12 protein-coding genes are annotated in these 24674 nt (G+C 52.7%); 4 read left to right on the top strand and 8 right to left on the bottom strand.

The genetic code is table 11. From position 1 onward, the window contains the following. Position 1 precedes the first annotated feature (1 nt). The 8 genes from ACTJIK_RS06785 to ACTJIK_RS06750 all read right to left on the bottom strand — a co-directional run bounded on the left by ACTJIK_RS06785 (position 2) and on the right by ACTJIK_RS06750 (position 12595). Complete coding sequence (locus tag ACTJIK_RS06785) at positions 2-3442, bottom strand: TonB-dependent receptor domain-containing protein (protein WP_440645601.1); 3441 nt, start codon at positions 3440-3442, stop codon at positions 2-4. 328 nt (positions 3443-3770) lie between these two features. Then, entirely contained in the window at positions 3771-4784 is a 1014-nt protein-coding gene (locus ACTJIK_RS06780) for a FecR family protein (RefSeq protein ID WP_440645600.1), read from the bottom strand. Positions 4785-4874: 90 nt separating this feature from the next. Continuing rightward, complete coding sequence (locus tag ACTJIK_RS06775; RefSeq protein WP_440645599.1) at positions 4875-5474, bottom strand: sigma-70 family RNA polymerase sigma factor; 600 nt, start codon at positions 5472-5474, stop codon at positions 4875-4877. A gap of 164 nt (positions 5475-5638) precedes the next feature. Beyond that, entirely contained in the window at positions 5639-6445 is an 807-nt protein-coding gene (locus tag ACTJIK_RS06770) for a hypothetical protein (protein ID WP_440645598.1), read from the bottom strand. A 19-nt stretch (positions 6446-6464) separates the two neighbouring features. Beyond that, complete coding sequence (locus tag ACTJIK_RS06765; RefSeq protein ID WP_440645597.1) at positions 6465-9776, bottom strand: TonB-dependent receptor domain-containing protein; 3312 nt, start codon at positions 9774-9776, stop codon at positions 6465-6467. A gap of 84 nt (positions 9777-9860) precedes the next feature. Beyond that, positions 9861-10850 carry a FecR family protein gene (locus tag ACTJIK_RS06760; RefSeq protein ID WP_440645596.1) on the bottom strand — a complete coding sequence of 330 codons (990 nt, stop codon included), beginning with the start codon at positions 10848-10850 and terminating at the stop codon, positions 9861-9863. Positions 10851-10977: 127 nt separating this feature from the next. Then, a complete protein-coding gene (locus tag ACTJIK_RS06755; RefSeq protein ID WP_440645595.1) occupies positions 10978-11601 on the bottom strand; it encodes an RNA polymerase sigma factor in 624 nt (207 codons plus the stop codon). 106 nt (positions 11602-11707) lie between these two features. Then, entirely contained in the window at positions 11708-12595 is an 888-nt protein-coding gene (locus ACTJIK_RS06750) for a helix-turn-helix domain-containing protein (protein WP_440645594.1), read from the bottom strand. Positions 12596-12752: 157 nt separating this feature from the next. Here ACTJIK_RS06750 and ACTJIK_RS06745 point away from each other — a divergent pair, with 157 nt between their 5' ends. The 4 genes from ACTJIK_RS06745 (at position 12753) to ACTJIK_RS06730 (ending at position 24667) form a co-directional block, all read left to right on the top strand. Next, positions 12753-14582: a sodium:solute symporter family protein gene (locus ACTJIK_RS06745; protein WP_440645593.1), complete on the top strand. Its 1830-nt coding sequence runs from the start codon at positions 12753-12755 to the stop codon at positions 14580-14582. Between the two features lie 24 nt (positions 14583-14606). Next, entirely contained in the window at positions 14607-15803 is a 1197-nt protein-coding gene (locus ACTJIK_RS06740; RefSeq protein ID WP_440645592.1) for a glycoside hydrolase family 130 protein, read from the top strand. Positions 15804-15909: 106 nt separating this feature from the next. Continuing rightward, positions 15910-21375 (top strand): Ig-like domain-containing protein, encoded by a 5466-nt coding sequence (locus ACTJIK_RS06735; protein WP_440645591.1) that lies wholly within the window; start codon positions 15910-15912, stop codon positions 21373-21375. Between the two features lie 145 nt (positions 21376-21520). After that, on the top strand, positions 21521-24667 hold the full coding sequence (locus ACTJIK_RS06730) for a SusC/RagA family TonB-linked outer membrane protein (RefSeq protein ID WP_440645590.1): 3147 nt from the start codon (positions 21521-21523) through the stop codon (positions 24665-24667). Positions 24668-24674: the final 7 nt, after the last annotated feature.

Genomic DNA, 24674 nt, shown 5'->3' with positions numbered 1-24674 from the left:
TTTAGAACAGGTTTACAGTAAAGCCTATCATAATTTCACTGCCACGCTTGAAGCTCCTGTTAACATATCTCCCGCCATACCACAGGCCGCCGGTGCCCGGGTTGGCGTATACGGTCTCGATCGCAGGGTCCAGCACATTTTTGGCGTATCCCTTAAAAAGGATGCGTTTGGTGATACGCTGGCTGAATACCAGGTCCAGCACGGGAACCGGCCGGGTATACAGATCAGGCTCGCCTGTAAGGTTGATCTGCACCAGCCGCTCGCCCACCATATTAAAAGTGGCGGTCAGATCGGTACCGGTTTTTTTGTTGCCGTAATTCAGCCAGAGGTTGATGGAATAAGGCGCCTGTTCGAAAAGCGGGCTGTTTTTAGGCGTATTCCTGTCCAGCGATTTGCCGGCGGCGTACCGTTCTTTTGTTTTTTTGATATTGCTCTGCGCCAGCAGCAGGTTGGAGCCGAAGTAGAAATTTTTTAACGGCTCCCACGTCCTGCCGAGATCTTTTACCAGTTCAAGCTCCAAACCCCATACGGTACCGGTGTTCGGGTCGTTCTGGAACTGGATCGTGGGGTACTCGGGATACTTCGCGGCAAGGCCGTCCGTTTTCAGGCTGAACACTTTTACCAGCTGGTTGCTGATACGTTTGCCGAACAACGAAGCGGAGATCACTTCACCATTGGCGGGAAACCATTCCCAGCGGAAGTCAAGGTTCTCGGTATGCTGGTTCACCAGGTCGCGGTTGCCTACCACGAGCCCCATCTGGAATGCGTCGAACTCGAAGATGTTCGTCAGCTCGCGCAGCTCCGGCCTTGCCAGCGTGGTGTTGTAGGCCATCCGGAAGTTCATGTTGTCTTTCAGCGTGTAGGTGAGGTTCGCGGAGTAGTATGGCTTGTACTTTGTTTTGTATACGGTATTCGGGTCGATGAGCACCACAGGCACGGAGTTCCCGTCCTGGTCTTTTTGCGTCAGCGCCGGATCGAGGAATACGTTGGAGGTGTCTACTTTAGACTGGATATTCGTGCGTTCGAACCGCACGCCGCCCGCTACGCGCAGGTTTTTCAGCGGGTGCAGGTCCAGCATGCCGTAAAAGGCGTTCGTTTCAAAGAAACCGGTGTAGTTATTGGGTGATTTCTGGCTGTTGTAGAGGAACCCGCCCACCGGGCCCGCTCCTTCGCCGGTGCTGCCGGAAGCCGGGCGTATGCCGATAATGGAAGGCCCGACCAGCCGGTCCAGGTTGCCTTCCACTTCATACAGCGCGGCCGCGCCATAGGAGGTAAAGTTGGAACCGGGCAGGAAAAACATGTTCTCCGTAAAAGTGCGGTCGCGGTTGAGATAGTTAAACCCGGTCTTGAATTCCTGTTTCAGGCCCAACGCACGGAAAGGCAAAGCCAGGTCCGCTTTATAATTATAGTTCGTTTCCTCCAGCCTGCGCCAGCGCCGGCCGTTCGGCTCCGCCTGGATGATGCCGTAGGTGCCGTAACCGTTCACATAACCTGAGTTCAGCGCATAAAGGTGTTTGGTGTAAGTGTATTCCACGCCCTCGGTACCGCCGGCATCCACAACTGGCCGCTTATACCAGGCGCCGCCGCGGGGCGTGTAGTCGGTAAGCGTGGCAAAGCGGAAATCGGGATCGTTCTGGCCGGAAGTTGAAGTGGCCATGTTGTAGCTGAGGCGGGGAGAATATTCACCGGCGAAAAATTTATGCTCACCCTGGAGGTTATACGTATTCAGGTTACGGCGGGTCTGCTTCAGGGAATAGATCGTGCTGGCCACATCTCCCGGCAGGCCGGTATATTGATATTGGCCGTACATGTTCACGGCCTGCGTTTCGCTGCCCCAGCTGCCAAGGTATTGCAGGCTGATCTCGTGCCGCGGGCTGAACTGGTAGGTAAGCCCTGCAAGCATGCCGTAGTTCAGCGTTTCGGTGCCGGTGTTCTCTTTATATGTCTGGTATTTGCCCATATGCAGGTTGTTGGGCGTAATGTAGTTGGGGATGTTGCGCGGGCTGTACACCTGCGGGTTGCCGGTGATCACGCCCTGGTACACGCTGTATTGCGTCAGGGCGCCGCCATATACGTCCGTGGCGCGGCGGTAATAGTTCGCGCCGGCAATCACGCCGATGCGGTGCGACTTGAAGGCGCTGAAATTATTGCCGTAGGTCAGCGAATACAGCTGGTTCAGCGGCGCCTGTTTGTAACGGGTGGTAAGCACCGGGTCGAAGGCATGCATGATGCGGTTGATCCGGTTGGCCTCTTTGATCATGGCGGGATGATCGTTGCTGCCCGCGATCAGGCGTTGTATTTCGGAAAGACCGCCCGGATACTGGCGGGAGAGATCGAGGAATTCGGAAGAAAGATCTTTTTTGTTGACGTTCTGGCCGAAGAAACCGAGATCGCTGTTATAAAAGCTGTTCATCCGCCCGCCGGGCCCGATATTGGAGTTGTAGCCGGTTTGCACGATGATCTCCAGGGTTCTTTTTTCCGGTACGGACTTCGTTTTGAGCTCCACGATGCCGGCCGCGGCGTCCGCCGGTTTATCCGGCGTTACTGTTTTATAGATGGTGATATTGTCCAGCAGCGAAGCGGGTACAAGATCGAGGGGAATGGCGCTCCTGTCAGGATCGGAAGATGCAAGGCGCACGCCGTTCAGCTGGCCGATCACGCTCCTGTCTCCCAGGCCGCGGATCGCTACATACTTGTCGTCCGTAACCGTTACGCCGCTTACGCGCTGCAGCGCCTGCGTAGTGGTGATGCTGGCGGTGCGTTCGATCTGCTGGGCGGAGATCGCGTCCTGCACGATGGCGGAATTCTTCCTTTCCTGCAGCACGGATATGTCCGTATTGGTCTTGCGCCGCGCCTGTACGGTCACTTCGCCGAGCTGCCGGGAAGAAGGGGTGAGCGTAATATTAAGATGCCCGGAGGTTTTGCTGACCTTCACTTCCCTCGCTTCGTATCCCAGGAATGCAAAGATCAATGTACCGCCTTCTTCGGGCACGTTGAGCGTGAAAAAGCCGTTCTCGTCCGTAGCGGCGCCGGTATTCGATCCTTTCACACGAACGGATACGCCGGGAAGCGGTTCTTTATTCCTGCTGTCGGTCACGCGGCCGGTGATTTTAATGGGCACCGGTTTACGGACGATCACTACGTACCCGTTCATGGGCCGATAGGCGAGCTGGGTATTCGCCAGCATCTGATCCAGCGCGTCTTTCAGGCGGATGCCGTTTTGCTGCAGGGTGATCTTTTTATTGACCGCCGCCAGCAATTCTTCCGGCAAAAGGAAATGCACCCCGGTTTGCTGTTCTATTTTCAGCAAACTCTCTTTCAAACCGGATTTTTCCAGTTGCAGATCCAATCTGATGTTGAGATCCTGGCTTTTCACCTCCTCCGCAAACAGCAGGCTGGTAAATGTAAGCTGAACCGCGAGGATGATACATGAACATCTCATCAGGAAGCAGATTAAGCGCAGGGCCCGGCTGGCTGCGCCACTTCCGGTCCCGGGCGCACGTTGAAAGTTAATGGGCGCGGCGCCCACAATATTTCCGAAAGGATCGTTTAATCCTTTTTTCATACTTTTGATTGTTACTGGTTAACCCCGCTTTGCGGGGAAATCGGTTGACTGCCGGACAATAAAATGCCCGGTACTATTCTTACCTGTCCGTCGTCCAAAACAAAACAGGTAGTGAATGGAGCTTACAGGTTCCTGCAGGCTGTTCGGGCCGACAGGAACTTTTTTTTGTTTTGTAATCTTCTATTGCATAATGTTTGTTTAAGCGTTAGTAAATGGTGATCTGCCGTTCGCTGATCCTGTACCTGAAATTGCTTCCCACCGACAACGTCTGCAATGTTCTTTCGAGGGAACCCGCTGCAAAGAGCGTAACAGTGATGGTTTCCGCCGCTTTCTCCCGGCGTTCGAAAGTGATATTCACATTGTACCAGCGTTCCAGCTCCGCCGCTACTTCTTTCAGTGATTTGTTATTGAACACCAGCCTGGCGCTTTTCCATCCTTCAATGTCCGCCACATTTACCGCGGCGATGGACGTATTACCGGGAACGCCGTTCCACGTTACCTGCCTGCCGGGCGTAAGCACCGCCAGTTCTACCAGGCTGCCGCCCTGCTTTTGATCTACCCGCACCTTGCCGGTTGCTACCGCTACGGTAACCGGCGATCCTTTAAAAGCGCTGATGCGGAAAGAAGTGCCCAGTACTTTCGTTTGCACATCGCCGGTGTGTACAATGAACGGCTGCTGCGTGTTTTCGCTGATCTCGAAGAACGCTTCGCCTTCCAGCGTTACCTCCCTCGTATTGCCGTTGAAGGTTTCCGGGTAAACAAGGCGGCTGCCTGCACCCAGCAGTACTACGGAACCGTCCGTCAGCCTGATGGAAGCACGCTGGCCCATCGGGTTCTTTTTTTGCAGCAATGCCATCGCGGGCTTCGCCGTACGCTGGCGACCGGCCTGGTAAACGGCATAATAGCCAATGCCGAACAATACCGCCGCCCAAACGGCCGCATGCCTGAAAATGATGCCTGGCCGTAGTTTGCGGACGGGCGTTGTTGTCTCCCCGATCCTGCGGTGCAGTTCCGCCTTCCATACGGTTGCTTTTTCCGGAGGAACCATATCCTGCTCCGCCGCCTGCATATCCTGCTGCAGGCGTTCGTTCAGTATTTCGTCCAGCACGGCATCGCTGCCGGGCAGCCGGAGCCATTGCTCCACCAGCGCGGTCTCTTCCGCCGTGCATTGTTTGTCAAGGAATCGGAGGATAAGTGCTTTGTTAACTGAATTTGCCATGAGTATACCAGCGCATCGCCAAACGGCGGCCGCTTACTATATACAGGCCCGAAAAAAGGAAGAAGAGCTAACCGTTAACAATTTGTTCATTTAGGAATGCAGCAGCCACACCACGAGAATAGCGAGGGTATCCACATGATCTTTCAGGTGAAGGCGGAAATGAGAGAGAGAAGCCTTGATATGGTTTTTGACGGTAAATACGGAAAGCCGGGTTTCCTTCGCGATCTCGGCATGGCTCATGTTTTCATGCCGGCTCAGGCTGAATACGCGCTGGCGCTGGCGGCTAAGCTCAGCCAGCTTTTCTTCATATGTTTCCTGGAGCTCGTTGCAGCGGAGGAGGTAGTCGGCCTCGTAAGGCACGGAAGATGAAATATTCTCGAACTTCTCATCGAGCGGCAGGGTGGCCTGGGATTTCCGTGTGATCACCTTGATCACAGCGTTTTTCATCGCGCGGAACAAATAAGGAGCAAGACGGATATCGGGATCAAGCTGATGGCGCTTTTCCCATATCCATACCATGAGATCCATCATGGTCTCTTCCGCCACTGTTTCTTCCCGGATGTATTGAAGGGCATAATGATAAAGACGGGCCGAATAACGATCGAACAAAACGTCGTAGGCCTTTGCGTTGTTCCGTTTGCATTCTTCCAGCAACATACCGTCCGACAGCTCCTGTAAAGTTTGCGTCATATGAGAAAACCACTTTTTCCTCGGCAAACATAGTGGCAAAAGTTAGAGTTGTATGTTATGGATGGATTAATTTTTCAGGAAGTGCATCAGGCCTACGCCGGGAATAAAAACAGCCCCGCCAGAAAACAAGCGGGGCCGGAGTGTTGCTGTATAGGGAAAAAATATCAAGGGAAAAGCTGCACAAGGTCCTGCTGCGGCTGCAACGATACGGCAGGCCCCCGCTGCTTCCAGCCTATAAAAATGCTTTGCACTTTTCCTTCGGTGGTCCAGGATTGGGGGAACTCCAATTGAAAGGAATTTTCCTCCATTTTGCTGTTGAGATAATAACCGGGCCTGCCGGATCTTTTTACGCAGACGAAGGGCCAGAACTCGGAATCAGGCCGGCTATGCGCGGGGGTCGGCAATTCATCCAATTTGATATAATTGCTCCACTTGCCAGGCTGAATATTCTCAACAAGCGGAATGGTGGTGGTACCTATCATTACCAGGGGATCGTCCAGACCCCAATCATAATAGAATTCGCTCATTTCAATCACGACGTCCACTGTCCCGGAATCTTTAGGGAAATCAAAATAAAAATTCGCGGTATATTCTTTACCCACCGGGGCTGGGTAGGAATATGCGGGCAGCAGGTCCGTGCCGTCAAAATAGAATTTCGGGACCTCGTTAATATCGTCGGAGATGTTGAACTTTTGCTGGTAAACAGTTTTCCCGTCGCTTTTCCTTTTCAATTCCATCAATACTTCATCCTGGTAAAAAGCCATCTTCGCGTTACTATTGGCCCTGGCATACAGCTCGCCAACCTTTACACCGTCAAAATACTGATCCACGGGCGCGAGCGCAAACCCCTCCATTGTATACGGCCTGAGTTCCTTTATAGGCGTTTCCATCGGTTCACCCTCCTTTTCACAACCTGCCAGCAGCAGGATGCACAAGGGAAGCGAGCAGCATATGTGTATTATTTTTTTCATCGTTCTATTTTGAAGCAGGTTAAAAATTATATGATACGGAAAAACTGAAGGTACGCCCCACGTAACGCGTAAAGGTTTTGCGGTCGCCAACCTGCTGCCCGGTGGATTGATCCACATATCCCTCGTCAAACTTCTCGGAGAATCCATCTTTATACTGGTACCTGTCATTCCATTCAAGATCCATCTTCCCTTCCGATTCCGGCTTTATTTCATATGTGCTGTGATCGTTTATAAAGAACCGGTAGGGCGCATCCGTGAGGTTGCTCATATTCAGCTTTACCTCCATTTTCCCTTTGAAGAGCTTATAGGTGATCTGCCCGTCCAGCTGCGCCCTCGGGCGTTCGTATTCCAACAGATTGGGATCATTGCCGGTAGTGAATGTTTTATACCCCATGTAGTTGTAAGCGATATTGACGCCCAGGCGGCGGCCGCTGTATTGCATGCCGAGGTTATAAAGCAGCGGCACCTGGCCGTACAGGGCACGGGGATATTTCAGATAGGTATAGGTCACGGAATCCTTTCCTTCCACGTCGAGGTAAATATGCTTTTCCCTGGCGCGCACTTCTGATTTTTGCAGGGTGAGGTTGCCGCTCAGGTACAGCTTCTCCAAAAAGCCCCAGCCGGTATGGATAAAGCCAAGGTTTTTACGCAGCTCAAATTCCCAGCCTTTTACCTTGGCCCAGTCGGAATTGGTAATGAGCACATCATACCTGGCGGTATTCGCCGGGTCATAAGCATAATACTCTGCGGGTTTGTCGAAGTACTTGTAAAAATACCCGGCGGATATTATTTCTCCCGCTCCGGGAAACCACTCCAGCTTGGCATCGTAGTTCTTGATATGGGTGCTCACCACGCCCCGGCTTCTCAAAATGGTGCCGAAGCCCGGGTTGTAACGGGCAAAGCGGGCATTTTCCATCAGGCCGGGACGGATCACGCTTTCCGCATAAGAGACGCGCACATTGAAATTTGTAACGGGAGTATAAGTAATATTCAGAGAAGGCAGCCAGTAAGTCCTGACAGAATCATCCATATACAGCTTGATGTTTAGATCCTCCTGCGTGCTGGCTGCATTTTTCAGGGTATCCGTCCTGAAATACTCCGCCCTTACGCCGCCTACCACCCGAAGGTTAGGCAACAGCTTGCTGTCGAACATCAGGAAGCCGCTTTTGCTGATACTTTTTGCTTCAAAGGCGTTCAGCGAGAAAGAACCGGGATAGTAGAAAAGGTCCTTCAGCGGATCTTCCATACTCATATAATCGCCCCACCCGCGTATCGGGACCGTGTTAAAGACATCGCGGGATACATCTACCGTAACGATCGGCAAGATATTCCAGTCGTACCAGGCATGTTTACCCAGCACATTGAAACCGGTTTTAAAAGTATGGGAGGTTTTGCCCCATTTAAGATCGTAAGCCACGCTCAGGTCCGCGGACAGATTATTTTCCTTGTAGATATACTCATCACGGTGAATATTCCCGATCCCGGGATCGGATACCTGCTGGGGAACGTATTGAAACAGGGGCAGGGTATTCGCATATGTCCTGTTTACCAGCAAGGCCGCGACCGCGTCCTGCTCCAGTGTCTCCAGGCGGGTGCGGCTGAAGCCCCATTCCACCTTAAAGCGCCCCAGCCGGTGAGCGCCCATCAGCTTGTTTTGCAGCAGGGAGCTGAACTTGGGCCGGTCGTCCTCCTCAGCTATGGGAGCAACGCCTTCATACTTGGGGTTTTCGTGCGTCCAGCCGGTGATGCGGCTGAACCTGTCGTCGAAGATGCGGGTGTACAGGTTGTAGGTGTTTATCTCGTGCTTCGCCGTTTTGAAGCCGCCATTCAATAACGCGCCCCAGGTGGTGTTGAAGCCGTAAAGGTTTCCCGTATTCACATCTTCCGTATCCCATGCCAGGCTGGGCTGTCGGCTCCAGCCGCCCCTGCGCATGCTGGCGATATAATCGTTGCTTTGCGTGTTGCGGTAAGTAAGGGAACCTACAAAACCCAGCGTGCGGTCTTTGGTTTTGCTTAAGGAATAAACCCTGCCCAGGCTCACCTGGTAGTTTTGTGAAGGCATGGCATTGTAAGTACGGGTGCCCAGCCTTTCCAGACCGCCGATGCGTTTATTCTGCTCTCCTATTTGCGCGGCTGTTACCTCATTTTGATCATCGGGCCGCCTGGGGTTGTATTTCCCGCTTAAATTCAGCAGCTGGTCAGGGAAATGGTCCCTGTTGCCGTCATCAAAACCTAAATAGTCATACCTGCCGCGCTGGTAACCCAAAAAATCTTTCCCGGTGGTACGCGTATTGATGGAGATCCCGGCGCTTACGGAGGTGAAGTTCGAAGTGGGCACGGACTTGGTGGTGATCTGCACCAGGCCGCCCGCAAAACTGTAGGGCATGTCTGGCGTGATGGATTTGGCCACCACGATATTCTCCACCAGGTTGGTAGGTATCAGGTTGAATTCGAAATCCCTTTCCTGGATATCGGTGCTGGGCAGCGTGCTGCCATTGAGCAGGGCGACGTTGTAGCGTTCGGCAATACCGCGCACCACTACCTTCCGGTTGTCTACCGTGCTCACGCCGGTAATACGTTTTAATGTCTCGCCGATATGCTTGTCCGGCGTAGCGCTGATCTGCTCCGCGGAGATCCCGTCTGAGAGGCCGGCGGCATTTTTTTGCCTTACGAACAGGGAATAGATGCTTTCCTTTTTGGCTGAAGCTTTTACCACGACGGTCGACAACTGGCCTTTTTCCCTTTTCAGCGTAACATTCAGCTCAAATACTTTACTGCCGGCTACTTCTATGCCGCTCACCTCCTTGGCGCCGTAACCAATATTGCTGATGGCTGCTGTATAGGATCCGGGAGGAAGCACGATAGTAAAAGAACCGTCCACACCAGTGGCAACGCCATTGCTGCCGAAGCGGATGGTAGCGCCCGGAACGGGTTGGCCGTTTTCGTAATCGATGATCCTGCCCGTAACTTTGCCGGTCTGTTCGCCGGGCTTCGGAGCGGCGGTCGTTTTAGCCGCTCCTTTTTTGATCAGCCAGGCCGGGCCTTTTTTCTCCACGGTAAGCGGCGTATTGGCCAGCAGCCCGTTCAGTATCTGCTCCACCGTGCTGTTACTGTATTCCGCGGATCTTACCTCCACACCTTTTACTTCTTCCTTACTGAAGGCAATACTCTGGCCGGTTGCCTTCCGCAGTACGCCCAGCGCCTGCTCCAGGCTGCCCTGCTCAAACTTTACCGAATACCTTGTTTCCTGCGCAAATGTGGCTGAAGGCCTTAAGAGTAGTAGGACAAGGAAGGGAAGGACAAATAGTTGCTTCAACCATTTTAGTAGCATAACTTTGGTTTTACTTTTTTTGTTTTTTACAATGAAAAAATGGCATCGGCCCTGTTCCTAGCAGGGCTTTTGCTTTTATAGCGGTCAGTAGATCTCTATTTCCACGGGCGATACTTCCCGGAACCTGCATCCGGCCAGGCTGCAGAACACGTCCATGATCTCGCGGGCGGACTGTTTCCTGTTAAAATTGACGCTCACCTGCGTTTGCAGCTCCTTCCGGTCGCGCCGGGAGACCAGCGTGATGCCATACTGGTTCTGCAGCAGGAGAGCCATGTCGCTGAACCTTGCATTTTCATATTCCCATTCCCCCTTCGCCCAGCTGGTCAGGCTTTCGGTGGCTATATCGCTGAAAATGGTGAATTTACCGCCGGCCCTGTGGTAGCTGATGGCCTGCGCCCGGGTGAGGGTACTCAATGAATTGCCCGGCCTCGCTACCGATACTTTCCCGGATACTACCGTGATCCGTACCTCTTCACCTTTATCGTAGCTATTGATATTGAATTGTGTGCCCAGCACCGTGGTAGACAGGCTGTCCGCGGCCAGCACCGTAAAAGGATGCGCCTCGTCGCGGGTCACTGTAAACAATGCTTCTCCCGAAAGGTGCAACTCGCGGCGGGAGATGAAATCAGGATGATAACGCAATACTGAACCGGCATTGAGCAGCACCACGGAACTGTCCGGCAGCACCACCTGCTTTATTTCTCCTTTACCCGTGCTGATGGTTGTAAAAGCAACTGGGGACTGTTTTGTATTGAATATCTTTTTTATCTGGCCGGACTTCCATATGCCGATACCCGCCGTGATCAACAGGCCTGTCCATAATGCAGCAGCACGCCAGCCGCCAGGCCACAGCCTCCGCCCTGAAGGCTTAACGGACCGGATATCTTCCGCATCCTGCAGTTGGTGAATATTGGCCAGCAGGCGGGATAATTCGGCTGCGTCAAGATGAAGGTCCGCTTTGCCCATGTCGCCCCCTCTTTCAAACCATTCTTCGATAACGGCTTTTTCAACGGGTGTGCAGGTACCGGCCAGGTACCGGTCCAGCAGTTCCCTGAAACGTTGTTCTGTTTGCATATTGTCTCTTTGTGAGCGGGGCCTGTCAATAAAAGGTAAGCAGCCCCTCCAGGAGATAGAGCAAAAAAGCCGGGAGCCGACTACTTCAAAAACCGGGCTTAACGATTTGGTAATATTGACGGGGCGTTCAGGGCAGGAGGACCGTGACGAGAAAGAGCAGCAAGGCAGGGAAAACAGAAAACAAAGAAGCCAGCCGCGATACGATCCGGCGCAGGCGTTTGCGGACTTTGGCGATATGGTTCCTGACGGTATGAGGGGAGATCTGCAGCAGCCCGGCTATTTCCGGGATGCTCATACCACCGTCGCTGTTCATCAGGTATACTTTTTTCATCTGCTCAGGTAGCCCCGCTATCTCCCCGGCTATGGACGATTCTATCTCCCGCATCCTGGCGCGGGAATGCGTTTCGTGGGAAGTCTCCGCCAGGCCGTGTTCGTCAAGCAGTTCCCGGAAGAGGTCCAGGCTTTCAGGACGGGAGCCATTTAGCTTGATATGCCGCAGCGTCCTGTTACGCGCCGTGCTGTACAGGTAATTAAAAAGGGAATGCTGAATATCGATCGCCATCCGCTTCTCCCACATGCTCAAAAAGACTTCCTGGATAATATCCTCCGCATCTGCACGGTTGCGGATATGCTTGTACACCATCGCAAAAATGGGACCGGCATAACGGTGGTACAGCTGGTCAAAAGCGGGACGGTCGCCCTGTTTCACCTGCTGCCATAATAGGATGTCGTTTTGAATGCCTGCTGTCATGAGCCCTTTTGCGTGTACCCGCAAAGGTATTCGGGGAATATTATCAAAAGGTTAAGGGATCGTGAATAAGGAAAACAGGCTGATGAAATAAATCAACCGGCTGCACCTAAAAAAACGCGCTCACGCCGTTCTCCAGGTACTGTGAGCGGAATTGCTTCGGCGTATATCCTTTCTTTTTCCGGAAGATCCTGTTGAAATTGGATATGTTATTGAACCCGCAACCGTAGGCTATTTCAGTGACGGAATGCGTGGTATCGATCAGCATGCGGCATGCATGGCCTATCCGGATGTCCGTCAGGCTGTCGATAAAATTGGAACCGGTCTTTTGTTTGAAAAAACGGCTGAAGGCCACTTCAGACATGCTCGCCGCTTTTGATACATCCGACAGCCTTATGGGGTTACGAAAGTTCTCCTTCATATAATTGATCGCCTTTTCGATCCGCCGGCTGTGGAAAGTATACGGCTGCAGCGTATTGCTGCCTCCCGAGGCGGAAAGTACGCGCATATTCCGCGAAAGCGACAGGTCGTTCAAAATGGATAAAAGCTCCAGCATCGAATCAAAACCCGTCAGCGATATCAGGCTTTCAATTCTTTTGTTTAAATTCATAGCAGTTTCCTGTGAAAACAAAATGCCCCGCGCAGACCTGTCCAGCAGGTTTTTAATCATCGAAAACTGGTTCCGCCGCATAAAGTTATCATCAAACAAGTCCTTATGGAACTGTACCGTGATCTCCTGGATACGTTTGCTTGAACAATTGTGCATAAACCAGGCGTGCTGCAGGTTTGAGCCCACCAGGACCAGTTCCCACTCCCCGATCTCTTCCATATGGTCTCCTATCACCCTTTGCGCGCCGGCCGCGTTGTAAATAAAATTAAGCTCATATTCTTCATGAAAATGAAGCGGGAAATCAAAATCGGATTTCACCCTTCTGAACACGGTGTAACAATCATAAGGCGTAAGCGGGACGATTTCCTTGGTTATTTGCTTTTTCATCGTGGAATGTATTATAGGGAGGGTTATGTACAAGTTAAAAAAAATCCGCTGCATGGCCCGTAACACAATATAAAAAATATTGAGTGTAGCTAAAAAAGTATTAGAAAGCCGGAGCGCATAAAATTATTTTTGTCAGTACCCGTTTATTGCTAACCTTATGAAATTAAGCATCTTAGATGTTTCCATCGTTGTATGTTACTTGATAAGTATCATATTAATCGGCTGGTTCCTGCGAAAAAAAGCCCGCCAAAGCAAGGAAAACTACCTGTTAGGCGGTAAGACCATTCCATGGTATATGCTGGGGTTAAGCAATGCTTCCGATATGTTCGATATCAGCGGCACCATGTGGCTGGTGGCTTTATGTATGACCTATGGCCTGAAAAGTATCTGGATACCCTGGCTCTGGCCTGTTTTTAACCAGGTATTCAACGCCGTATATCTTTCAAAGTGGCTGCGCCGCTCCAATGCCACCACGGGAGCGGAATGGCTGGCTTCAAGGTTTGGAAGCACGGGCCCCGGCACAAAAAGCTCACATGCTATCATCGTGGTCTTTGCCATTATCAGCTGTCTTGGATTCATGGCTTATGGTTTCATCGGGCTGGGAAAGTTCGTTGAAATATTTGTTCCCTGGCAGCTGGTGCAGCCCTGGCTTCCCTTTACTGTGCCGGCGCAATATGTCGGTCACTTTTACGGCATCATCTTCACATTGTTCGCCGTGTTCTATACCGTGATCGGCGGGATGCACAGCATCGTGCTCGGCGATGTTATCAAGTATGTCTTTATGGTGATCGGGTGTATCGGGATCGGCGTCATTGCCATGCAGCACCTGGCACACCACCCGCTGCTAGTGCCGGAAGGGTGGAAAGATCCTTTTTTTGGCTGGAACCTGGGGCTTGATTGGCAAACTATTTTGCCGGCCGCCAACAAAAAAATAGCTGAAGACGGGTTCTCCCTTTTTGGTCTCTTTTTCACGATGATGTTGTTTAAAGGCGTATTGAATTCCCTGGCCGGCTTCGCCCCGAATTACGACATGCAAAAAACGTTGTCCGCCAAAAACCCGGTGGAAGCCGCCAAGATGGCCGGGTTTGTATCGGTGGTATTATTCCCCGTGAGATACCTGATGGTAATGGGTGTAGCCGTGCTGGGCCTGACGGCCTTCAACGTCCTGCCTTTAACTGACGGTTCCGGGAATGTGGATTTTGAAAGAGTACTGCCCGGCGTCATCAACCATTTTGTGCCCGCGGGCCTGTTAGGCATAGTGCTGACTGCATTGCTGGGCGCCTTCATGGGAACGTTCTCGGGCACATTGAACGCGGCACAGGCCTATATCGTAAACGATATTTACCTGAAATATATCAATCCCGCGCCTGCCTCCAAAAAACTGGCCTATGTAAATTACCTCGCCGGATTGCTGGTGGTAACCATCGGCGTCCTCATTGGTTTTTTCGCCAGGGACGTGAACAGCCTGCTGCAATGGATCGTATCCGGCCTGTGGGGAGGTTATACGGCGGCCAATATTTTAAAATGGTACTGGTGGCGGTTCAATGCAAAAGGTTTTTATTATGGAATGGCAGCGGGCATATGCGGCGCGCTGGTCATGTCCAGGTTGTTCACCGGTGTTGAATACCTGTACTGGTTCCCGGTGCTTTTTCTCATTTCGCTGGCCGGCTGCCTGATCGGTACTTATTCCGCGCCGCCAACGGATATGCATACGCTGGTAAAGTTTTATTGCAGCGTAAGGCCATGGGGATGGTGGGGGCCGGTGAAAGAACAGGCCCTGGAAGACAACCCCTCTTTCAGGCCCAACAGGGAATTTAAAAGGGATATGTTCAATGTAGCCATTGGCACGGTTGCGCAAACATGCCTTACCATTCTCCCGATGTACCTGGTACTGGGCATGAATATGGAATTGTTTGCCGCATTGGCGCTGCTGCTCGTGCTGGGCTTCATCCTTAAAAAAACATGGTGGGATAAACTGGAAAATTAAACTGATACAAAAATCGAACAATCAATGCAAGGCCACTTTACAGAAAGGAAAGAACTGCTGGAGCGCCAATACAGGGCGCTGATCCAGAAGCCGAACGAGGCGGTGGAAATTACAAACGGCGTTATCCAGCGGTATAAGAACCCGGTGCTCACGCCGGCGCATACACCGGTTTTCTGGCGATACGACCTGGACATAAAAGAAAACCCGTTATTACTGGAGCGCTTCGGGATCAACAGCGTGTTCAATGCCGGCGCGATCAGGTATGAGGATAAATATCTCGTTGCGGCAAGAGTAGAGGGCACAGACCGGAAATCGTTCTTCGCCATTGCCGAAAGCGACAACGGCATCGATAATTTTACATTCTGGGACTACCCGGTCGATATACCGGACATTGACCCCGCCGAAACGAATGTGTATGACATCCGGCTCACCCGCCACGAAGACGGATGGATCTACGGCACTTTCTGTTCCGAACGGAGGGACGAGGCTGCCTGCGAAGCCGATCAAAGCGCGGCGATCGCGGCCTGCGGCATCATCCGGACAAAAGATCTTCAAACATGGGAACGGTTGCCTAACCTGGTAACCGCTTCATCCCAACAGCGGAACGTAGTGATCCATCCCGAGTTCGTGAACGGGAAATACGCATTTTATACGCGGCCGCAGGATGGTTTCATAGAAGCCGGGGACGGTGGCGGCATTGCCTTCGCCTGCTGCGACGATATCACGGATGCATGTGTGGATAAAGAAGAGATCATCGATAAACGTGTTTACCACACCATCAGCGAAGCGAAGAACGGCCTGGGCCCCGCCCCGGTCAAAACGGCCTATGGCTGGCTGCACCTGGCCCATGGGGTGCGCGATACCGCCGCGGGGCTCCGTTATGTGCTGTATTGTTTTATGACGGACCTCTGTGATCCTCAAAGGATCATCTACAAACCGGCGGGATATGTGATGGCGCCGGAAGGCGATGAAAGGACGGGCGATGTATCGAATGTGCTTTTCTCGAATGGCTGGATCAAAGATGACGACGGAACAATATTTATTTACTACGGATGTTCGGATACCCTGTTGAGGGTAGCTACCACCACGGAAGAACGTTTGCTGGATTATTGCATGCATACGCCTCCGGATAAGTACCGGTCTGTTGCATCCGTGGAAAGGCTGAAGCGGATCATCAGGAAAAACAAAACCGTGATGCAGCCTGCGCCCCAGGACAAATGACCCGGGACAAAAATTACGCGATTTAGCTAAAAAAATACTGTCATATCACTGTACATGGGGATATTTTTGGTTATCAACAATTTGCAACCCTCAAAAAAATTCCACCATGAAAAAGATCTGCTACTCCGTACTAATTATGATCCTCTACCTTACCGCCCCGCCGGGCGTACGTGCGCAAACGTATACCTGGAACCAGGTCAGGATAGGCGGATCCGGCGCCCTTCCTTCGTTTGTGGCGCATCCCAAGGTCCCCGATCTTTATTTCATTACCACCGACGTAGGCACTCCTTACCGATGGAACAAGGACCTGCAAAAATGGGAGCATTTAATGTTATTCGGAAAAATACCGGTCAACTACTGGACCTGGGAATTTAACCAGCGTTGCGGCAGCATTGGCGTAGATCCTAACGACGCCACCGGCAACATTCTCTATGCCACGGTAGAGAATAGTGCCGGGCCCGGGCCCGGCAAAGGTTCAAGCCAGGTGGGCACCATCCTGAAAAGTACCGACAGGGGCGACTCCTGGACCGATCTGCATGTTCCCATCGTTGTGCATCCGAACAACACGCAGGTGTATGGCGACCGCATACAGGTAGACCCCGCCAACAGCAACCATGTATGGGTCGTAACAGACCAGAATGGAGCCTTGAAAACGCAAAATGCCGGCAGCAGCTGGTCGCAGGTAAGCGACATCACCACGCCTGGCTCCTGTTCTTTTATTCTTTTCGACAAAAGCTCCGGCACTGTTTCCGTAAACAGTCAGACTGTTACCAGGCGGATCTATATCGGCAGGAGCACAGGAGTATTGGTATCGGAAGATGGCGGGATTTCTTTCACGCTGATGAGCAACAGCCCTGTGTATCCTTACCGGGCCACGATCCACGCGGATGGTACCCTGTACGTATCTGCCGGGGCCGAGAATTTACCAAAAGGCGTCTACAAGTATAAGAACGGCGGCTGGCAGAATGTTTCTCCTGTAACTTTAGAGCCGGACCCCGATCCGAATAAGTCCGACAGGTTCTTCTCCAAAGTTGCCGTGAGCCCCTTCAATTCAAATTACATCGTTGTAGGCACCCGTGGCACCTGGCAAAAGGACCCCTATTTTATTTCAACGGACGGCGGCGCACCAGGCTCTTACACACAGGGGAAGATCTCCCGTGATAATACGGAAGCGCCGCATTCGAAAAATGACGGCTTACCGTTTAACGCCCCCGGCCACAACCCTATCGCATATACCTGGGATCCTTTCCACCCGGACAAAGTGTGGATCAACGACCTGCTGGATATCCTTTCCACGGATAATATCTTCGCTGACGTTTCCGACTGGAAGATCCGCGTGGTGGGCCTGGAAGAGATCATGGTAACAGGTCCGCTGGTGGCTCCTCCCAGCGGAAAGAACCAGCTGTTCTCCGCTACCGCGGATGTTGGCGGAGCCCACCACCGTTCCCTTACAGAGCCGTTGAACCAGGGTGCAGTTTCCAGCACGGCGCTGTTCACCAACATCTTCTCGGCATTTAACATGACGGGAGTTGCTTTCCAGTATACTGACCCCGAGTTTGTTGTACGCGTTGGCTGCGACGGTCCGGCGACCACGGAGATCAGCGCGTCGCGCGCGGGTTATTCCACCAATGGCGGCGATACCTATACCCTTTTCCCCAAATCGCCCGGCGTACGCGGGCGTGTAGCCGTGTCTGCTAACCGCAGGAATATCCTCTGGCTGACGCAAATGGATGGTAACAGTCCCGGCAACGTGTACTATTCGGAAGACCTGGGCGCTAACTGGACAAAATCCACCGGCGTTTCCTCCGGCATCTTACCGGCAGGCCCGCAATGGATGCTGTATCCCGGGCAAAACCACCTGGCAGCGGATAAAGTGAACGGCGATTATTTCTATATCTGGGACCGTGGCTCATTCTACGTAAGTTCCGATGGCGGGAAATCATTCCATAAAACAGATGCCGAAGGCCTTGAAGCCAACGCAGGCAACAATCCCAGTACCGGCTCGTCTTATGCCACTGCCTCCAACATCGAGGTAACGCCCGGGAAAACGGGTGATGTGTGGATCGCCTTTCACAATGAAGGATCTCCTCAATTCAGCGGCCTCTACCATACCACGGATACAGGCAGAACATTCGTCAAGGCAGGCGGTGAAAACTTTAAACCCAAATGGGTAGCGGCCGCCATGTCTGACACGACGGCCAATGCGCACCTGGTCCTGTACGTGACCAGCCAGGCCCTTCCTATCAATGGCATCAGCTACGGCGCCTTCCGTTCAGACGATACCGCACGCACCTGGACTACCATTTTAGACAGGCTGCCGGGCGTGGCGCCGAATATAACGGCAGACAACAAAGGGAGAATGTTTATTTCCGCCCACGGGAACGGCATCTTTTTCGGCACCCCGGTAGCCGGCCCCGTTCAGTCAGTGGAAATTCTCAATCCCGCCTCAGACACACTGGTGAAAGGATACACCACCAAGCTGAACGTGAAGCTGACGCCCACCTATCCCACCAACCCGGCCGTTACCTGGAGCTCTTCCGACACCACTATAGCTAAAGTGGACCAGTTCGGGAAAGTGAGCGGCATCAACACAGGTGCCGTCACGATCACCGTTACATCCGTCGATGGGGGAAAAACGGATATGCACCAGATGGTCATCATTCCCCCGACCATCTCAACCGGCATTACAATAGACAGTACGGTATATGGCACCATGAACACGCCCAAGCAGATCGTTGCCACTGTTGTGCCCGCCAACACCACTGATAAAACCCTTACCTGGTCTGTGGCTGACGGCACTGTGGCAAGCGTGGACGCCAACGGCGTGGTAAAGGGTTTAAAGCTGGGCACTACCACGCTTACAGTTACAACGGCAGATGGGGGCGCGAGCAGAACCGTGCAGCTGATCGTCACCACCATCGTAACAGCGATCAATGCGGGAACTACAGCGAACCCGCCAACACCTTACCAGAATACCACCATCGCCCAGTATGTTCCTGAAGGAGCGGGCGGTACCGGCGGGTCCTGGCATGCGGGATACACCGGGAATGCCCGCATCACTGCCACGGTGGACCTGAGCCAGGTAACGGACCCTGCGCCCCGCCAGGTGTATGAATACATGCGCGTTTCCAGGAATAACGTTACGCAGATGCGTTACTATTTGCGCAACCTGATCCCCAACGCTACCTACTCGGTACGCCTGCATTTCATAGAACCCAGCGATGCAGAAAAAAACAACCGCATTTTTAGCATGAAGGCCAGCAACGGCGACAGCCTGATCAACTTCAATGTTTACCAGGCCGCCGGCAATAAGCTGAACACCGTTGTAACACGCACCCTTCAGGCGAAAACGAACAGCTCAGGCATTATCGAAGTCTGGTTCTACCCCAAAACCGCCGCAAACGATCCCCACAGCGCTTCCATATCCGCCCTCGAGGCGCGTATCATTTCGCTGCAGGGGATCAGCATCCAGTCAGACAGCAGCAATCTTTATGTAAGCCATACAGACACCCTGAAGCTGACCACCACGCCGCTGAACGCCACCAACCGGAACGTTTCATACCTTTCCTCCAACCCGGCTGTTGCTACCGTGGACCTGAACGGCGTGGTAACCGGCAAATCCGCCGGAACCGTTACGATCACCGCAACGTCCGCGGAAAGCGGCTTTACAGCGACCAAGACCTACAACGTGATCTATGTGCCCGTTCAGTCCTTAACGCTGAGCGCTTCCTCGGCCGATGTATTTGTGGGATCGACCAACCAGCTGACTGCCACCATCGCACCGGCGAAAGCCAGCAACAAGCTGGTGGTTTGGACGTCTTCAGACACCCTGCTTGCTAAAGTAAGCGCCAACGGCACCATCACCGGCATCAAACAGGGCGATGTGATCATCAAAGCCGCATCCGCTGAAAACCCGGCTATTTTTGCACAGGCCAATGTTCATGTGGCCAATGTACTGGCCACCGGGCTCACGTTGCAGCCATCCACCGCCATCATCGGGAAGGGAGATACATTGCTGATGAGATCCACTTTCTCCCCGGCAAACACCTCCATTAAAACGCTCTCCTGGAGCACCTCCGACGCAACAGTGGCCACCGTAGACACTGCGGGGATCATTACTGCGATCAAACAGGGTAATGCTACCATCACCGCCGCTACCCAGGACGGATCAGGCGTTTCCACCACGCTGCCCGTAACGGTGGTACCCTTTGACTCCTGCGGCGGCATACCCAACTACGGTTTCGAAAGCGATCTGATCAACTGGGTCACTTACCGGGGCGACTCGCTGTACGTCGGCGCTGTGTACACCGTCAGCGGCAAAGGCCACTCCGGCGACAAAGCCGTAACAATGGGCTTCACTACCTCAAAGACCGGCATGAACATCCAGGGTTCCATACCCGTAAGAGGTGGCAGCATCATTGTATTTACCAAATGGGTGAAGGTGGAAAAAGATGCCGCCAACGGCTATCCCTGGTGGGCAGGGTATGGCGTCGGGTTTATAGACAGCCTGGGCGCTGCCACAGGTAACGCCAGCTATCAAAAAGTGTTGTCTACGGTGCCCGCTTACCGGGACAACTGGGCGCAGGTAAGGGATACCATCATCGTGCCTGACGGCGCAACCGGGCTCACTTACTGGGTGGCTAAAGAAGGGCCTGGAACTGTATGGCTGGACGACTACTGCATAGAGGTCCTGAAGACGAATAAATCGGCTGTATACGGGATCAACGCAGGCACCACGCTCAATCCTCCCGGCCCGTACGCCAACACCACCTTCGCGCAATATGTTCCCGAAGGACCGACCGGCACTGATAAGCTGTGGCATGCTGGCTATACATGGGTGCAACAGGTGAATGCTCCCGTAGACCTGTCTTACGTAACCGATCCCGCTCCCCGGCAGGTATACGAGTATATCCGCGTATTCAAAAGCAATATCACCCAGATGCGCTATTACCTGCGCGGGCTCGCTGCCGATTCAGTGTATGCCATCCGCCTGCATTTTGTTGAGCCGCAGGATGCGGAAAAGAATAAAAGGATATTCACCGTAAAAGCCACCAACGGGCTCGACAGCCTTATAGACTTCAATATCTATCAGGCTGCGGGCAATAAGCTGAACACAGCCGTGATACGCACCATCAGGGCAAGGGCCAACAGCGCAGGTTTGATAACGGTGACTTTCTATCCGAAAACAGGAATGTATGATCCTTACAGCGGTTCCATCGCTGCGGTCGAAGTGAGGACCATTCCGCCGGCTGAATCCCAGGAAAGCCTGGTTGGAGGTCAAAGCAGGATCGCTGCGCCCGGTATCATCAAAGGCGGCGAAAGCGATGACCTCGACTTTACCACGGAAGTATATCCCAATCCTTCCGCTGCCGGCTTCAACGTAAAAATGACCTCTTCATCGAAGATGCCTGCCACACTTATCATTGTTGATAATGCCGGCGGTGTTCTCTACTCCGGAAGAATAAACAGCGGGGTAAGATACCAGGTCGGCCAGCAGCTGAAAGCAGGGGTCTATTACATCAATATCAGGCAGGGCGCTCAACACAAAACGATGAAAGTCGTGAAACAATAACGCCTTTTTTTACAAAGAGAACGCCCTTTACAGCGGGCGTTCTCTTTTACTTTTTTCTTTTTTTGAAACGGAAACTATACCGCAACGCATCAGCCAATTTCACCAGATACCGCACTCATACATGCTAACAACTAAACATCAAGTCATGAAGAATTTCAGAATTACCAGGTGGATGTTTTTCCTTTTCCTGACCAGCCTGCCGTTACACCTTTTTGCACAAACAAAAACGGTGACGGGGAAAGTCACCACCGCGGACGGCGAACCGCTGGTAAACGCCAGTGTAGGCATAAAAGGCCAGAACAAAGGCACTACCACCAATGCCTCCGGGAGCTATTCCATTACCATCGACAATAACCAGGTGCTGGTATTTTCGTATACCGGCTTCACCACCCGTGAAATAATCGTCGGAAACCAGCCTGTGATCAATGTACAGCTATCGCTTTCAGCCACCAACCTGAATGACGTGGTAGTGATCGGTTACGGAACGGCCAAAAGAAAAGAGCTTGCCGGCGCGGTGGTCTCCATCAATCCCCGGAGCGCAGGAGCCAATACGGCGATGAATGCCGCTTCCCTGGTGATCGGGAAAGCAGCCGGCGTGCAGGTGCTGCAAGGCAGCGGTTCCCCCGGGGCCACCCCGCAGATCATCATCCGCGGCACCGGCTCATTCACGCGGGTAGACCCTTTGTATGTGATAGACGGCATACAATCCACGAGAGATATGTTTGCCACCATACCGCCCCAGGACATTGAAGACATCACCATCCTGAAAGACGCCGGCAGCACCGCCATCTACGGCTCCAACGGCGCCAACGGCGTGGTGATCATTACCACCAAAAAAGGCAAGGCCGGCCAGCCGCGCGTTACGGTCAATGCACAATACGGCATATCCAATGCCTGGAGAACGATGGATATGATGAACGCCTCCCAGTATTTCGACCTGTTAAAAGATTGGGCCGCCGTGCAGAAAAACGGCGCATTACCCTCTAAATTCACCGGCCCTGATGCGGACAAATACAAAGTGGACAACACCGTGTGGAACGACCTGGTATTCAACACCGCGAACAGCTACGATATGAATATTACGATCAGCGGCGGTTCCGACAGGTCCACCTATCACTTTTTTTCCGGGCTCACAGACCAGGAAGCCATTACCGGCAGCGTGGAACTGAAAAGGTGGACCAACCGCCTGTCCCTGACCCAAACGCTGGGCCGGTTCTCGTTCGGCCAAAGTTTCCTGGTAAAGGCAGACTGGTCTTCAGGTTACACGATCCCCATCCGTGATTACCTGTACATGCCCAATTATCACAACATATATGATCCCAGCGTATTCGGCGGTTATTCCACACTGAACAACGGCACGGACTTTTCCGGCATCGGCAACCCCATAGCCGCTTGGGAAACCCGTGCGGCAAAATCAAAGAACCTCCTGTTCATCCCCCAGCTATACGGAGAGATCACAATATTGCCGGGATTGAAATTCCGTTCCCAGTTCAACGCGCAATTAGGCAACAGCCGGAGTGAATATTACCAGAAGGCCTATAAATCGGGCAACAACATAGATATAAGCCGTGAAGGATACGCATCCGTTTCAGAAGGCGGGAAATATACCATAGAAAACTATTTCAGCTACAACAAAATATTCAATACAGTACACAGCCTGTCCGTTACCGCGGGTAATTCATATATCAACGAAGGCCGCGGCACTTCCGAAACCGTCAGGGGTTCGGGTTACCTGCACGACTCCATTCCCAACGTATACGTGGCGCCGAACAAAACCATCGATGCGTCAACCTATCCCATCGGGCCGGCGCTGCTGTCTTATTTCGGAAGGATCAGCTACGTGTACGACGAACGGTATATTATAACCGGAAGCTTAAGAAGGGACGGCGCTTCCAACCTCGACCCTGAAAGGAACTGGGCCACATTCCCCGCTGCGCAGCTTGGATGGCGCTTTTCGGAGGAGTCTTTCCTGAAAACGGTACCTGGGTTATCGAACGGTATGCTCAAGGCCAGCTGGGGCCGCACCGGCAACAACGCGGTGCCGCAAACCGCCTCGATCGTGAGCATATGGAACGGAGCGAACCCCACCGGAAGCCTGAGCTATCCTTTCGGCATTACGGAAGACCATGCCAACGGCGCCGCGGCAACCATCCGGAACTCCGTTCTGCCGCTGGTATGGGAAACCACCGATCAAACGGACATCGGCCTGGACCTGGGCTTCCTGGATAACAAACTGACCATGAGCTTCGACTGGTATAAAAAACACAGCAAGAACCTGCTCACCCAGGTGATGTTCCCGAACAGCGGCTGGACAGGCAATAACGAGCAGGCCAAAATGTATTATAATGCAGGAGACGTGACCAATACAGGTTTTGAAGCCATGATCAGCTACAACGGCACGATCGGCAAAGGCATTGAATTCAACATCAGCGCCAACGGCAGCTACAACAAGAACAGGGTTGAGAAGATCCGCCTCGGTGAAGGATTGCCGGACCAGATCATCAAAGCAGGTTCCTACTGGCCTACTGAATATGCCCCTTTGAGCACCACTACCCTCACCCGCGTGGGAGACCCGATCGCATCTTTCTACGGCTACCAGGTAGAAGGCGTTATTTCAACTGCGGAGGAACTGACAGCTTTAAATTCCAAAGCGCCCGGAGGCGTGTATTACGACAAGATCACCAAACCGGGGGATTTTAAATTCAGGGATGTCAACGGCGATGGTTTTATATCCGAGCTGGATAAAGTGATAATCGGCTCTCCCATTCCCAAATTCATCTATGGCTTCAACATGGGTATGAACTATGCCGGCTTCGACATGAACATGGTGTGGAGCGGCACCAGCGGCGTGAAACTGTTCCGTTCCAGCAAGATCTTCCTTTCCGCTTTACAATCCACCATGCACAATGCTTCCACAGACCTGCAGGACAGGTGGCGGCAGGAAGGCGACATGAGCGTGAACCCCAGGGCAGGGCAAAACGGCAATCTTAATCTCGTACCTTCCGACTGGTACATCGAGAACGGCGATTACCTGAGGCTCAGGAACTTCACGATCGGTTACACCGTGCCATTGGGAAAATCGGACAATATTATCGGTAAGACATTCAGCAACATCAGGGCGTATGTAGCCGCGCAAAACCTGCTCACCATCACTAAATACAAAGGATACGATCCCGAAGTTTCCAACCCGGACGGTAACCCGGCGGATATCCTGGGCAGAGGATTAGATGCGGGTGTTGCCATGCCACAGCCGCGTACGTTCTTATTGGGTGTTCAAATAGGTTTTAACTGATCTTAAA

Origin of the sequence: Chitinophaga sp. 22620 (assembly GCF_052044405.1) — a bacterium.
Lineage (GTDB): Bacteria > Bacteroidota > Bacteroidia > Chitinophagales > Chitinophagaceae > Chitinophaga.
Note: the sequence above shows the minus strand (reverse complement) of the source record. Positions and strands in the feature narration are given on the sequence as shown.

What these genes read in the sequence shown, in the direction of transcription:
- ACTJIK_RS06785 (WP_440645601.1), bottom strand. Translation starts at nt 3,442, where the DNA reads ATGAGATGTTCATGTATCATCCTCGCGGTTCAGCTTACATTTACCAGC.
- ACTJIK_RS06780 (WP_440645600.1), bottom strand. Translation starts at nt 4,784, where the DNA reads ATGGCAAATTCAGTTAACAAAGCACTTATCCTCCGATTCCTTGACAAA.
- ACTJIK_RS06775 (WP_440645599.1), bottom strand. Translation starts at nt 5,474, where the DNA reads ATGACGCAAACTTTACAGGAGCTGTCGGACGGTATGTTGCTGGAAGAA.
- ACTJIK_RS06770 (WP_440645598.1), bottom strand. Translation starts at nt 6,445, where the DNA reads ATGAAAAAAATAATACACATATGCTGCTCGCTTCCCTTGTGCATCCTG.
- ACTJIK_RS06765 (WP_440645597.1), bottom strand. Translation starts at nt 9,776, where the DNA reads ATGCTACTAAAATGGTTGAAGCAACTATTTGTCCTTCCCTTCCTTGTC.
- ACTJIK_RS06760 (WP_440645596.1), bottom strand. Translation starts at nt 10,850, where the DNA reads ATGCAAACAGAACAACGTTTCAGGGAACTGCTGGACCGGTACCTGGCC.
- ACTJIK_RS06755 (WP_440645595.1), bottom strand. Translation starts at nt 11,601, where the DNA reads ATGACAGCAGGCATTCAAAACGACATCCTATTATGGCAGCAGGTGAAA.
- ACTJIK_RS06750 (WP_440645594.1), bottom strand. Translation starts at nt 12,595, where the DNA reads ATGAAAAAGCAAATAACCAAGGAAATCGTCCCGCTTACGCCTTATGAT.
- ACTJIK_RS06745 (WP_440645593.1), top strand. Translation starts at nt 12,753, where the DNA reads ATGAAATTAAGCATCTTAGATGTTTCCATCGTTGTATGTTACTTGATA.
- ACTJIK_RS06740 (WP_440645592.1), top strand. Translation starts at nt 14,607, where the DNA reads ATGCAAGGCCACTTTACAGAAAGGAAAGAACTGCTGGAGCGCCAATAC.
- ACTJIK_RS06735 (WP_440645591.1), top strand. Translation starts at nt 15,910, where the DNA reads ATGAAAAAGATCTGCTACTCCGTACTAATTATGATCCTCTACCTTACC.
- ACTJIK_RS06730 (WP_440645590.1), top strand. Translation starts at nt 21,521, where the DNA reads ATGAAGAATTTCAGAATTACCAGGTGGATGTTTTTCCTTTTCCTGACC.